This is a genomic window from Shewanella sp. NKUCC01_JLK, assembly GCF_019345615.1.
GTDB lineage: Bacteria > Pseudomonadota > Gammaproteobacteria > Enterobacterales > Shewanellaceae > Shewanella > Shewanella oncorhynchi.
Window position 1 is genome coordinate 108,668 of record NZ_JAHKRD010000011.1, and the last position, 14,083, is coordinate 122,750.

10 protein-coding genes are annotated in these 14,083 nt (G+C 46.1%); 4 read left to right on the forward strand and 6 right to left on the reverse strand.

Annotated elements, in window-relative coordinates:
- Positions 1-75: 75 nt before the first annotated feature.
- Complete coding sequence (locus KO537_RS13360; RefSeq protein ID WP_251071101.1) at positions 76-1,146, reverse strand: AhpA/YtjB family protein; 1,071 nt, start codon at positions 1,144-1,146, stop codon at positions 76-78.
- Positions 1,147-1,189: 43 nt separating this feature from the next.
- On the opposite strand from KO537_RS13360, the gene serB reads away from it, so the two are divergent.
- Positions 1,190-2,170: a phosphoserine phosphatase SerB gene (gene serB, locus KO537_RS13365; RefSeq protein ID WP_219234630.1), complete on the forward strand. Its 981-nt coding sequence runs from the start codon at positions 1,190-1,192 to the stop codon at positions 2,168-2,170.
- A 115-nt stretch (positions 2,171-2,285) separates the two neighbouring features.
- Positions 2,286-3,272, forward strand: a complete 987-nt coding sequence (locus KO537_RS13370; protein WP_219234631.1) for an alpha/beta hydrolase — start codon at positions 2,286-2,288, stop codon at positions 3,270-3,272.
- Here KO537_RS13370 and KO537_RS13375 read toward each other — a convergent pair.
- Complete coding sequence (locus KO537_RS13375; RefSeq protein WP_219234632.1) at positions 3,269-5,650, reverse strand: PilZ domain-containing protein; 2,382 nt, start codon at positions 5,648-5,650, stop codon at positions 3,269-3,271. The two genes, KO537_RS13370 and KO537_RS13375, sit on opposite strands and share 4 nt — an antisense overlap.
- A gap of 100 nt (positions 5,651-5,750) precedes the next feature.
- Between KO537_RS13375 and radA the strand changes: the two genes are divergently transcribed.
- Positions 5,751-7,115 carry a DNA repair protein RadA gene (radA, locus tag KO537_RS13380; protein WP_219234633.1) on the forward strand — a complete coding sequence of 455 codons (1,365 nt, stop codon included), beginning with the start codon at positions 5,751-5,753 and terminating at the stop codon, positions 7,113-7,115.
- 81 nt (positions 7,116-7,196) lie between these two features.
- Here the strand turns inward: radA and KO537_RS13385 are convergent, their stop codons facing one another.
- Positions 7,197-7,568: a PilZ domain-containing protein gene (locus KO537_RS13385; protein WP_173243387.1), complete on the reverse strand. Its 372-nt coding sequence runs from the start codon at positions 7,566-7,568 to the stop codon at positions 7,197-7,199.
- Positions 7,569-8,263: 695 nt separating this feature from the next.
- Here KO537_RS13385 and KO537_RS13390 point away from each other — a divergent pair.
- Positions 8,264-9,616, forward strand: a complete 1,353-nt coding sequence (locus KO537_RS13390; protein WP_105251716.1) for an NCS2 family permease — start codon at positions 8,264-8,266, stop codon at positions 9,614-9,616.
- A gap of 62 nt (positions 9,617-9,678) precedes the next feature.
- Here KO537_RS13390 and KO537_RS13395 read toward each other — a convergent pair whose 3' ends face one another.
- The 3 genes from KO537_RS13395 to KO537_RS13405 form a co-directional block, all read right to left on the reverse strand.
- Positions 9,679-10,110 (reverse strand): CBS domain-containing protein, encoded by a 432-nt coding sequence (locus KO537_RS13395; RefSeq protein WP_219234634.1) that lies wholly within the window; start codon positions 10,108-10,110, stop codon positions 9,679-9,681.
- A gap of 115 nt (positions 10,111-10,225) precedes the next feature.
- Complete coding sequence (locus tag KO537_RS13400) at positions 10,226-12,112, reverse strand: lysophospholipid acyltransferase family protein (RefSeq protein ID WP_105251717.1); 1,887 nt, start codon at positions 12,110-12,112, stop codon at positions 10,226-10,228.
- Complete coding sequence (locus KO537_RS13405) at positions 12,102-13,193, reverse strand: UDP-2,3-diacylglucosamine diphosphatase (RefSeq protein WP_219234635.1); 1,092 nt, start codon at positions 13,191-13,193, stop codon at positions 12,102-12,104. Before KO537_RS13405 ends, KO537_RS13400 begins: the two co-directional genes overlap by 11 nt.
- Positions 13,194-14,083 lie beyond the last annotated feature (890 nt).

Sequence of the window (14,083 nt, forward strand, 5' to 3'; positions counted from 1 at the left end):
AATTGCTTGTTTATGGCTTATCTAGAGCTTAGCTATCAATAGATTAGTGATTTACCTTATCTATCGAAATAGATATTAACCTGTTGAATCTGTGTCGAGATCACTTGGTTCACTGGGTGTTTTTGGCGTCGAGGTTTCGGCCGCAGCGGCTGTTGCTTTAGCCGCGTGTTTTACCCGACGGACACTTTTCACTTTAGGTTTAACCTTAACAGGTACCGTTTGTTCCGCATCGTTTGCCGCGTTTTCAACTGCTGTATTATCCTGTAATTCCAATGAATTTTCTGACGTTTTTTCGGCCTTAGTTTGCACGCTTTCCTGCACGAGCTTATCAACACGGGTCTCTGTCACTGCTTTTGGCGCCTTAGTGGGTTTAGCCGCTTTTTCTTGTGGATGATCAGTGGTCAACACTGTTTGATCTTCGGTTAGCACTTGCGCCAAACCATCATTAACACTTTCTGATTGCTCTTTAGCTGATGATCGTTTCTCAGGTTTTTTCGGCGCTTGACGCAACTTAACCCGAAAGCGGCGGCGGTCGAAGTCGGCACGTTTGAAAGACAAAGAGCGTGAAAGCAACATACCAATCAAGCCTGCAACCAGCAGCATGATTTGTTGTTGCTCCATGTTTAAATTATGGGCTTCTTTGATTTCGTTGAAAAATAACTTGGTATCAAGCCTGACTTCGACATAACCTAGATTTTTCCCTTCTTGGATCACGGGCTCTACATAGGGAGGATATTTGCTTAGCAGCAAATTCATTTCTTCCGAGTCAGGATCAACTACATCCTTAGTGATGCTTTGAGCGAAGGATAGCCGCATGCCTTGGTCACTGAAGATGGCGGCGGACATCACCTTAGGATCTTCCACTAAAGCGCTGGCGAGCCATTGCAACTGTTCGTCATTTTGCAGTTGTAGCGCGGGTGCGGCACCATAAGCGGTTTGCTGTACCAGTAATCTGGCCATCTTTTGAGTTTGGGACTTTAGAAGCAGCTGACCTTGTAGTAGGCTTGTTTGCCACAATTGCACTAAGCCGAATATTAAGGCGAAGGCGGCGGCAATTTGGATCAGTCTACTGATTTTATGGCTTTTCTTTAGCCCTTTAAGATATAACACTTTGACCCTTAAAATGTAGAGCGCTTGCCTAATCATAATTGATTCTGAGTGAGCCCGATAGTTGGAGAATTTAAGTCCGATGGAAAGCTTGAACCAAGATGCGCTTTTTTTGTGGTTAGTCTCTGACCATTCCCCAAGGTTTGAACGCCAAGGGCAAGTGTTTGAACGTTATCAAGAGTCAGCAAACCCCGCAGGTGTTTCACGTGTGCGAATTATTTATCAAGATGCCGTGGTAGAGTCGACAATATCGGCATGGATAGCGCAATTACCTCAGTCTAACGTTATCGGTATCGCACATATCGAACGCCAAGTTGGTTTACATTGTATCGAGTTGGCACTGGTAAATTTGCCTTCTCAGGCGCAGTTAGCGGCATTCCCGCAATCTTTAGCTGAACTGCATGTCATCAATTTTGATTTGCCTCGCTTGAATCATCCCGGTTTATTAGTGATGGATATGGATTCCACTGCGATTCAGATTGAATGTATTGATGAATTAGCGGCCATGGCAGGCGCGGGTGAGCGCGTGGCGGCGATTACTGAACGTGCTATGCAAGGTGAGCTAGATTTTGAGCAGAGTCTGCGTCAGCGTGTGGCACAGCTTAAGGGCGCCGATGCCAGTATTATCACGACATTGTGCGACAACTTGCCTTTGATGCCTGGGCTTGAGCTTATGCTTTTAGAGCTTAAATCCCATGGCTGGCGTTTAGTGGTGGCATCTGGCGGCTTTACGCCTTTTGTTGGCCATTTAAGGCAGCTTCTAAACTTAGATGCGGCCTTTGCTAATGAGTTAGTGATCACTGACGGTAAACTTGCGGGGGAAGTAACAGGTAAAGTTGTGGATGCGCAGTTTAAAGCGGATGTGGTTGAGCGTTGCAGTGAGCAGTGGCAAATTCCAAAAGGCCAAAGAGTCGCGATCGGCGATGGCGCGAATGATATTCCTATGGTGATGGCAGCGGATTTTGGTATCGCTTTCCATGCCAAACCTAAGCTGGCAGCGGCGGCGGATGCCAATATTCGTCACCTCGACCTGCGAGTTCTACCTTACCTGCTACAAATCTAGGTTATTCATTTATTTAAATATAAGTCTAGATAGAGACTGAGTTAGAGTAAGGACTCTTGTCTTTTATTGATGAGCTGGTAGTTTAGGGATATTGATAAACTACCAGTGACTTATTTTGACTCAGCTCGCCCAAGGCTCAATTTCGACCATTTCACAGTCTTCAATCTACCTGCCGTACCGCGATGGTCAACTGCATCTACGCCAGTTATTACCGGCAGCGCCTGATTTTTCTAAAACGCCTATCCTCATGCTCCATGGTGCTATGTCTAACGGTCGGGTGTTTTATAGCCAGAGTGGCCGTGGTCTTGGTTGTTATTTAGCGAAGGCGGGATTTGTGGTGTATGTGCTGGATACTGCAGGAAGAGGGCTCAGCTTGCCTAAAATCGATCGTGATTTTACCTTAGGGCAGGGTGAAGTGATCCGCGAGCAGTTACCTTTAGTGCAGCAGGCGATTCTCGATTTACATCAAAAAGTCTGCCAAGAGCAGACGGCTCGTAAAGCCGTGGCGCCTTTGCAGGTGCATTGGTGCGCCCATTCATGGGGCGGCGTGTTGATGGCGAGTAGTTTGGCCCGATATCCTGATTTGCAGCAAAGCGTTCGTTCACTGCTTACTTTCGGTAGCAAACGGACAATTCGGGTTAAGTCCTTCAAAAAGTGGTTAATGGTTGATGTTTTTTGGAATCGTTTAGCGCCAGGTTTAGCGATGGGCCAAGGTTACCTCGCCGCCGATAAGCTGCGCATTGGTATGGACAATGAAAGTCGCGCCTCATTAGTTCAAAGTATCGATTGGGTGCGGGGTGATTGGATCGATCACGATGATGGGTTTGATTATGCGAAAGCGGCAAAGCGTGCTCATTGGCCACCGGCTTGGTTTATCTCAGGGCAAAACGATACTGTGTTGGGGCATCCAGAAGATGTGGCGGATATGGTCGTAGAGTGTGGCTTTAAACGGGTTAAATCGACGCTTCTCTCTAAGGATAATGGCTTTAAGCATGACTATGGTCATGCAGATATGCTGACGCATTTAGATGCCACCAGCGATCATTTTCCTAAGATAAGGGATTGGTATTTAGGTTTTGATTTGGTGGTATTGAACAATTAAGACTGCTTTTTATGCAGTACTGGGTATCTTAATTCGACTTCTTGGGTAATATCTAACAGTTCGCCGACACCAATCACACGCCATAACTGTTCTTCTAACTGCTTAGCTTTATGGTTTGCATGAATATTAATGTATTCCAATTCACGGCGTAGGTAGTTCATGTCAGGCTTCTCTGTCGCGCCGCGATAAATGCGTAGGGCGAGGAACCTGCCTAGTGCTTTGCTCTGATTGATAAAGGTTATCTGTGCTTCGACATCACCGATTTCAGTTGCAAGAGTGCACTTTAAAAAGATTTTTCCGCGAGATTGACGAATTAACTGAATAAACACTTCAATAAAATCCATGTCCTGTTGGGGTTTCATTTGACGGATAGGTTCGAGAATATCTCGCTTAAAAAAACCGTCTTTTAGCAGCGGCGCTAAATTATATTGCAGAGTATCTGAGGTGCCCGCGGCAAAAATATCGCTGATTTCATCCTGTTGTGTACCAACGCCTAAACAAGCGACTTGGGCAGATTTTGTCGTTTTTTCAACAAAATAGGGCACAGAATGTAAATCATGCATCAAAATATTTTTTAAACCATCGGCAAGTTCTTTGATTTCACTATTGTTTTCGGTGAGTTGCTCTAATTTTTCTTTGTTATGGGCAATAAGTTTATTTAAAAATTCGACCCCAACATGGGGCGTATGGCCCATAACGGCGGTTAAATGCAAGGTTACACCATTCTTGCGGGTACGCACTAAGCGGTAGGGGAGGTTATCTAGCTGTGTTTTGCCTGCAATGGTTTGGAGCTTTGGGAAGCTTAACAGTAGTGGTTTATTTGATGAAAAATCTGCAGGATTATCCAAGGTTAATTGCATGCCTCGGCTTGAAATATCTAAAGTAATGCCCGTGGCTTTGTGCTTGTCTTGAGTCACATTGACTAAGGTTTTAAAGGCGAAACGCGCTTCTTGGCGTCGCTCGCTAAACTGCATGGAAACTAACTTAATTTGATTGGTGGTCAGTCTTTGTTGACCAAAGGTTTTTAGGGCGTTGGCATTACTATCGTCTTGCCAAGCTTTGTAATGGCCTCTGGTATCTTCGTTGCTGATTTCGATGAGCTGAAGCAAATGGCTAAATTGTGATAATTGTTGTTCGACCAATGGGCTAAATTTTGCTTCATCTCCTGGGAGGGTCGCACGTCGATAACCCTTATCATGATAAATTTTATCTTGGGTGACTTTGAAGATCCGCCAGCTGGGCTTGGTCGATGCAAAGCCTAAAAATAAAGGCATCATGCCCTTAGCTTTAAGCTCTGCTAAGGTGGCAGAGTAAAAATATAAGCAACCTTGGGCATTATAGGTAAAGCTAAAAAATAGCCCATGGTCGGGATTTTCAGGATGATTAAGTAGCTCAGATAAACGGCTTGGTGTCAGCATAGCTGGTAACTGGCTCACATCATTTTCATCTTGAAAATAATGCACTATCTGCTGGTTATCTCGGCTGAGTAGCATGTGGCTCAAACCTTGCGTTTGAGTATTGAAATATAAAGGTAAGTGCGGTAAATGGGGTAAATAATGACGCTCAAATCCAAGCCCAGATGCAGTTACTATCACATCATTCACATCTACTTTGTAACGCAGTTTGTAGCCGCGGATTAAATTGCCAAGCATTTCACTTAAGGCTTCGCTGCCCCCAATACGCTTGAGTCTTAACCAAATGTATTCGCCATTGGTTTGGCTATCGACAACCTCATAGTCAACACCGAGCTGGAGATCGGGATAGTAAAACTCTTCACTGAGTTCCAGTAGTTTTATTTTAAGGGGATGGTCGAGATCGAAGGGATGGTTAGCTGCAAGGCGAATACGGGCACCACCTACGGATAAATCTGCAGTTATCCCTTGTACTTCACCACGGCCGGTTTGCGATGCTGCGATGCGAATACTGTAATTCATCCGCTCTTCTGTGCGGTTGAAATAACTGCCTAATACCACGCCGGGCACCATAAAAGGCTCTGATTCTGCGGCCTCTACCTGCGTGACACTTTGGCGCAACTTTAACCGACGTTGTTGGTGAGCATTGAGCACATACTCGTATACTCCCAAGGTATATTGGTTGCGAAACAGTGACATGGCCTCATGCATACTGTTTTTGGCGGGTTCATCTAAAAAATGTCGCTGTTGACCTAACATCACTTCAACACAAGGAAGCTCAGATTTATCCCTGAGATCGATAATTCGTGTGCATGGTGAAGCCAAACGACTGAGTTCCATTTTCACTAGAAAACGGGTCGAATTGGTTTCATCTATCGTCAGCTGCTGGAAAATCTCTTGGAAGTTAGGTTCCATGAGCAATGGCTTGAGCTGTTCGATGAGTGCACTATGGTTATCTAGACTCATGTAGGGTTCTTTTTAATGCTTATTTTGTATTGGGCTGTTAGTCTTATGTCGGCAGTATTCGCAGTTACTTAAATTGATTTTATACAGATTTTAATGAGTTATGGCAAAGAATAAAACGGCGTACGTATGTAATGAGTGTGGACAAGACTTTCCCCGTTGGCAAGGGCAGTGTAGCGCTTGTCAGGAATGGAATACGATCACTGAGGTGAGGCTCGGTGCAGCTTCGTCTGGGCGCAGCACTAAGTTTGTCGGTTATGCCGGAGCAAGCAGCAATGAAGTGAAGACATTAGATCAAATCGATCTCAATGCCTTACCGCGGATCTTGAGTCATTTTGGCGAATTAGACCGAGTACTCGGTGGTGGGATTGTACCAGGTTCTGCCATTTTGATAGGCGGACATCCAGGCGCAGGTAAGAGTACGCTTTTATTGCAAACTCTGTGTCATTTGGCCGAGCAAATGCCTGCACTGTATGTCACGGGTGAAGAATCGTTGCAGCAGGTAGCGATGCGCGCCCATCGCCTTGGTTTACCAACCAATAAATTGCGGATGTTGTCTGAAACCAGCGTCGAGCAAATTTGCGAAGTTGCCCTTAAAGAATTGCCTAAAGTCATCGTTGTTGACTCGATTCAAGTGATGCACATGAGTGATGTGGCATCGAGCCCAGGCAGTGTGTCGCAGGTGCGCGAATCCGCTTCTTACTTAACCCGTTTTGCGAAAGAAAATGGCATTGCCGTGATTATGGTCGGCCATGTGACCAAAGATGGCAGTTTGGCTGGGCCCAAGGTATTGGAACATTGTATCGACTGCTCTGTGATGTTTGAAGGGGATAGCGATAGTCGTTACCGCACCTTGCGCTCCCATAAAAATCGTTTTGGCGCGATCAATGAATTAGGCGTATTTGCCATGACAGAGCGCGGCTTAAAGGAAGTCGCCAATCCTTCGGCAATCTTCCTCTCTCGTGGTGAAGAAGAATCTTCTGGATCGCTTGTTATGGTGGTTTGGGAAGGCACGCGGCCCTTGTTGGTGGAGCTGCAAGTGCTGGTGGATAACTCGGCCATGTCTAACCCGCGCCGCGTGGCTGTGGGTATGGATGCAAACCGTTTGGCCATGTTGCTTGCCGTAATGCACCGCCATGGTGGTTTGCAGATGTCGGATCAGGATGTGTTTGTTAACGTGGTGGGCGGCGTGAAAGTAACGGAAACCAGTGCCGACTTAACCTTGCTGCTTGCAATGGTATCGAGTTTTCGCGGTGATATTTTGCCTAGCGATTTAGTTGCCTTTGGTGAGGTCGGGCTGTCCGGCGAAATTCGGCCTGTGCCTAATGGGCAAGAGCGATTAATCGAAGCCGCTAAGCATGGCTTTAAGCGAGCAATAGTGCCCAAGGCCAATGTGCCGAAAAAGCCTCCAGCTGGGATGGAAGTGGTGGGTGTTTCTAAGTTATCTGAAGCGCTAGAAGCGATTTAGCATCAAATGCTCGCGAGTGAGATTAACACCAGCAAGCAAAACAGCGCCATTAGGCGCTGTTTGTGTTTGTGAGCGAGTGTCTTAATCTGTGATATTGTGTTTTTCGATAAACAACATAAGTTCACGATTCAGCAAAGAAGCATCACCTAGGTTCAGTTCCACCATACGTTTTAGGTGGCTGATACTATCAACATCGATAAAGTTACACTTCAAACCTAATTGGGCATTTTTTTGATGGACCAACTCAGTTTCCATACGGATCTCAATGTCAGATTCTGGTAAGGCAAAACTGAGGGTAATAGCATCACCCGAATTAATAAAATTTTGCGGTTCTTCAACCAAGGCGCCATTTAGACTCAAATCGAGAATGGTCGTCTCCCACTGTGCACCACCTTGTTGTAGATGTGCGCTCGTGGCAAATAGAATCCGCGAAAACTTACGCCTTTCGTCCATACCCAATCCTTTTTCTTTCATAGTCAGCTAAGTGTAGTCCCATCAGTGCCTCTAAGCATAAGTCATATTGATGTGACTGTAAAAGCAGAGTAATTTTTTGTTCAATAAAGCTACCAAGATCGCATATTCACGCAGGCGGTGTGAATGACGAGGTGTTCGTTACATAAAGCGTAAGTGTGGCTCCTTGTACAACAACCCCTGTAACATTAATACACCAAGTATCAATACACTAAGTATCAAGGTTTGGTTGACTTGCCATATTCTAATATTGGGAGATGAAGGAGGGGGGGAAGTTAGCGTACGTTTACGCGGCACTGGCAGACTCTTATCGTGATTAATGTGATATTAAGTAGCAGTTATTACATAGGTTTAGGCGTTTTTTTAAACAACAGATTTCAGTTTTTGCCGCTAATTTTTTATCGAAGTGTAGGCGATGTCTTAGCTATCTTTGGGAGATTCCAGTATCATCCGCGGCCAACAACGGCTGCGTCTACATGGTTAATGGCTTTTTAATCATCGCGAGGCATCACTGCTTGCAGATCATGGATTTTTCCCACAGTAGGAAAATGATGTGGATCTCTCACCCAAGTCTGATGGATTTGGGGCTCTAATCTGCCGCAGCCAGCGTCGCCAATTGCGTTTTAGGGTAATTGGTACCGACCCCATTTTAAGAGATCACAAGGTATAACAATATTATGTCTGAGCAATTGAGTTCAACAGCCGTATCCTCTGGTTCGTTTCTAGACCGTTATTTTTCTATTCAACAACGTGGTAGCACAGTTCGCCAAGAAGTGATTGCGGGATTTACAACCTTCCTCGCTATGGTCTACTCAGTGATTGTGGTGCCAAACATGTTAGGCCAAGCGGGGTTTGATCCCGGCGCCGTGTTTATAGCCACCTGTTTAATTGCTTCATTTGGTTCTTTGCTCATGGGTTTATGGGCTAACTTACCTATGGCGATTGGCTGCGCGATTTCGCTCACTGCCTTTACTGCGTTTAGCTTAGTGCTCGGTCAGGGAATGTCGATTCCAGTCACCTTAGGTGCTATTTTCCTGATGGGCGTGACGTTCACACTTGTGAGTGTGACAGGTATTCGCCAGTGGGTACTGGCGAATTTACCAAAGGGCATAGCCCACGGTACAGGCATAGGTATCGGCTTGTTTTTACTTTTGATTGCGACTAACAGTGTGCAGTTGATTGTGGCCAATAGCGCAGGCTTACCTGTGAAGTTAGGCGACATTAACAGTTTACCTGTTATCGCTACCGTTATAGGTTTAGCGGCGACAATTGGTTTAGAGCGCCGCGGTGTACCAGGTGGTATTTTGTTGGTGATTATCGCGCTATCGGTATTTGGTTTAGTGTTCGATCCGAGCGTTAAATACCAAGGTTTGTTCGCCTTGCCTGATTTTACCTCAGAGCATTCACTGATTGGTCAGCTCGATATTATGGGAGCCTTTAATCCTGTGGTCTTGCCTATCGTATTAGCGTTAGTGATGACGGCGATTTTCGATGCGACCGGCACTATCCGTGCTGTGGCTGGGCAAGCGAATTTACTCGATAAAGACGACAATATTGTCGGCGGCGGTAAAGCCTTAACCTCAGACTCAGTCAGCAGTATGGTGGCAGGTTTAGTCGGCGGTGCACCAGCGGCTGTGTATATCGAGTCGGCGGCGGGTACTGCAGCGGGCGGAAAGACAGGTTTAACGGCTACCATAGTTGGCGTACTGTTTTTATTGATGATGTTTTTAGCACCATTAAGCTATTTAGTGCCTGCCTATGCGACAGCGCCTGCTTTGATGTATGTGGGTTTGTTGATGCTGAGTAATGTGGCGAAACTCGACTTTGACGATAAAGTTGATGCCATGTCGGGCTTAACCTGCGCTGTGTTTATCATCTTAAGCTGTAATATCGTTACCGGTATTATGCTGGGTTTTGTGACACTGGTGGTAGGCCGTATTTGCAGTGGCGAATGGCGCAAACTGAAGTTAGGCGTGCTTGCCATCACCTTAGGTTTAGTGGTGTTTTATATGGGTGGCTGGGCGATTTAAGTTAGGCAAACTGAGTGATTTGAACTGAGTTATTGAGAACAGAAGCGAGTGCAGTCTTAGGATTAGCACTCGCTTTGATTTTGTGTCCTGTATTCACAATAGGCACGTAATAAGTCTTTCCAAGTAACAATCCCAACCAATTTACCGTCCTCTAACACGGGTAAGCAGCCGATATCGTTATCTAATAACATGCGGGTGGCCGTGTCTAAATTGATGTGGGGTGCGACGGTAACCGGATTACGCGTCATCACTTGATGTATACGTTTTTGCAGGGTTTCTAAGTCTCTTGCGGTTTCCGCGCTACTGCCTAAGTTCGGGCTAATTGCGCGTAATAGATCCCGCTCCGATAACACGCCTTCAAGTTGATACTCATCGACGACCAACAAGTGATGAAAGCTCGCTTGGTCGAAGATTTCCTTCGCCACAGTTAATCGATCGTCCATTTCAACCGTGACGACTCGGGTACTCATAATATCGGCGATAATGATCGGCATGATGATCCCCTGTTAAGCTTGCGCATCCTAAGATGCGCTCTGTTAATGCGCTGCATTACAGTTACTTATAACAGAGTGGTGCAAGTTTAGCCAACACCCATTACAAAGTTTTAACTCAAAGATCTTGGACCTCTGGCTCATCATCCGCTGTGATTGGCATCCGCTCCGATTCGGGCAAGTGTGCACCTATGTAGCGTTGATACTTTTTACCTTTCAGTTTGTGGGTGTCCACCAGCACTAAGCCATCGATACAATCGCCAAAGTCGGCGTCGATACCAAAGGCGAGAAACTTAACCCCATCGGTTTTACACAGTTCACCATATTGTTTGTAGAGCGTAGGTACGGCCGCTCCCATACTCGCGAGCACTTGTTTGAGTTGCTTAAAGTTACTCTGATAATCCTCGGAGAAATACAAGTCATCTAACTTAGCTTTTTGGGATTTAGATAAGCCAAAGGGCGACATGGAAACTGCCATCTGCTGCGCAGGTGCAAATTCCCGCGCATAGAAGTGCACTAGCATTTCCCTAGCACTTCCAGGCAGTTGATTACTGATGGACACTGGGCCAAATAGATAACGATATTCAGGATGCTTGGCGAGATAAGCCCCAATGCCAAACCATAGATAATCTAAACTGCGTTTACCCCAATATTTAGGCTGCACAAAGCTGCGACCGAGTTCTAACCCTTGCTTCACAAAGGGCATAAAGCTGTCGGCGTATTGGAATAGGGATTGGCTGTAGAGTGCGTTGTCGCCATATTTTGCTAAGACTTGCTCACCACTGGCAAAACGATAGGCGCCGATAATTTCAAACTGCTCTTTATCCCACAACACTAAGTGTTGGTAGTAGGAATCGTATTTATCGATATCGCGGCGCTTGCCCGAACCTTCGCCTACGGCGCGAAAGGCGATTTCCCTCAGGCGGCCGATTTCCCGCATGATGGGATTACTGTCGTGGTGTTGGTACAGATAAATCAACTTGTTATCTTGCGTTTCCCCTAGAAGTTCACATTGTTGCAGTGCCGCTTGCAGTTCACGGCGCGATTCGGGGTGGGCGATAGCGCTCTGGGTGATAAACAGTGGATCTTTATCTTTGCCGATACGATACAAGTGATTTTTAAGCAGTTTTATCTTGGTCTTGAGTGGAAAGTCCATTGAGCGTACGGCTTCATTGGGAATGAGCTCGCCAATGCGGATCGGCATATTACGTTTAGCCTGCTTGAACATTTCCTTCACTAGCAGCAGTGTCGCGAGTGGCTTGTAAATCATAGATGCGCCGTAGAAAGTGGCAGAGTTTTTGGCATCTAAAAATATTGGCAGTAGGGGCGCATTGCAGGAAATCGCCATCTTTAAAAAGCCTGAGTGCCATTGGGTATCACGCACGCCGTTAGGACGCAAACGCGAGACTTCGCCCGACGGGAAAATCAGCACTGCGCCTTCGTTACGCAGGTGCTGGTGGATTTTTTCTAAATGCTGTTTTGGTGTGCCGCCGGTCATATTGCGCACTGGCAGTAGGATTGAGTGCAGCGGTTCCAGCGCCATCAAGAGTTCATTCGCGACGACTTTTATATCTGGGCGAACTTCACTGATGAGTTTGATGAGCGCTAATGCATCGAGTGAACCTATAGGATGGTTGGCGAATATCACCACTCGGCCTTCGCAGGGAATGTTTTCTATCTCGTTGGCGGGCACGGTAAAGCTAAAGTCAAAACTCGCCAGCATTTGTTCGACAAAGTCTACGCCCTGTAAATAGGTATATTGACTGGCGATATCGTTGCACTGTTTTTCATTGAGTAGGTAACGCAGCATGGCCTTGGCAGGTTTAGCGAGCCAAGGTTTGTCATTGATAGCTGGTAGATTTTGTTCAACCACATTATCAACGGTAAAAATCATGTTATTCGCCTTAAACGGCACAGTATGCTTGTTATGGCTAAGGTTGCTGTTTAGCGTTTTTTCATTGTATTCCATAGCGTTATGTAATTGATTCATAGTGTTAGGCAACATCCCTTGGGCGAGTTTCGCCGGTATTTGTGTTTGGCATTTGCTGCGCTGCCGTTTTTTGTTGCTTGTCTTTGTGCGTCTTAGGCGGCTGTTGTACCAGCGCTATACTGTTGAGAATATCGAGCTTGAGCGTTTGCTCGTTCCAGCGGCAAAGTTGTAATTCGCCGCTTAAGGTTTCTGTGATTAAACTGCAGTTTTCGACCCAGTCACCGTCGTTGGCGTAGATGATCTGCCTCTTTTCAGGGGGACTGAGTGGTGAGTAATATTGGGCGGCTCTGGAGTGAGTCGAGAGTTCGGGTTGATGGATATGACCGCAGATCACACCGTCAACATCAAAGTGCTGGGCATAGTTGAGTACCGCTTGACGGTAATGTTCAATAGCCGCTTGAGCCTTGCCCACTTTGGACTTGATATAACTTGCCAGTGACCAATAGGGATAACCTAAGCGTTCCCGCAAGCTATGGAGATTGCGATTGAGGAACAATAATAGGTCATATAAATGGTCGCCCAATATGGCGTAGAAACGGCCGACACACACATCGGCATCAAACTGATCCCCGTGGAGCATCAAGAGTTTATGGCCGCCAATTCCGTGGTGAATATGTTGGCGGGCAATTTTAATATTCCACAGGCTTAGCTCGGCGTAGGGTTTAATCAGTTCGTCGTGGTTGCCCGGCAGATAAATCACTTGGGTGCCGTTTTGTGCCAGTTCAATGAATTTCTGCAGTACCTTATTGTGGCTATCGGGCCAGTGCAGCTTACGTTTCAACGCCCATAAATCGACTATGTCACCGACCAGATACAAGTGCTGACAACGCACGGTTTCAAGCAAGCTGAGCAGGTAGTCAGCCTTGCAATCCTTACAGCCTAAATGAATATCTGACAACCAGAGGGCGTTAACTGTGATGCTTGCTGTATGGGCTGAAGTTGATGCGGATGGGGTAATAGCGGCACAATTGGATTGATTTGAGGATGTTGGTGCTAATGTTGGCGTTGAGCGATTAAAGATGGGAGGGGAAAGGCTGGGGTCATTTATCTCTTCCCGCGTAGACCTCTCAAGTTTCCTGAAATTAAATCCTGTCATCTCGTATTCACCCCATTAGGCTGTTAACGAATATGAGCTTAGTGGGGGGCTTTGACCGAATGATGAAGTTTAGATGACATGCAGATGACAAAAGGTGGATTAGCCTGGACTGAACCTGTCAAGATTCACATCAGGATGCAATTAGAACTGACAGGTTGATTTAACTTATTATTGCCCCAAAGCAAGATAACTTTGTTGTCAGTTTGCAGCATGAATTGTCATTGTTTCCCCTGTGACTCGCCGCCCTTGCATTTAACAAGAAGCGTCCCTGAGGGCTCTACTAAAACATCCTGTTTTAGAAGGTCACAGTTGCAACAATGCCAATCTTAATTAACACTTCTGCTGTTCGTTTAGCTAAAAAGCTATTGCCCCAAAGTGTGTTTCGTAGTTTGAATGCTTTAATCAAAATCAAAGTCGTGGGGCTTCACCCCACACCCGACCAAGGAGGACTACTCGTCCTATCCTCCTTGGATGCTCCAAGACGCTCCCAACGGAGTTGAAAGCCCCTTGTGCTCATTGATAAATTTGCTATCGCTTCCGAAGGATGCGTCCCTGCACCTGCGAAAGCTAGCTCGCCATCCATGGCGAGACTCACGCAATTTGTCTATTCGCCCTGCGGCAACTCCGAGGGGAGGTGTATTCCTTGGAGTTTTGAGTCGTTAGATAGTGATTCATCAGCAAAAAATAAGCGCGAAAAAGGAGAAAGCTAAAACGATATCAAGTGATTACCCATCAAACTGTATAAAAAAACGCTACCGCAAAAAAGCAAATTCCTATAGCATCATTTTTACCAAGTGACATGGATGTGGCTGTGGCCATATTTAAGATTGAGTCAACAAGCGATTGATGCCCAGCAAATAGCGAAGCGCATAAATACTAAGACGTTAACC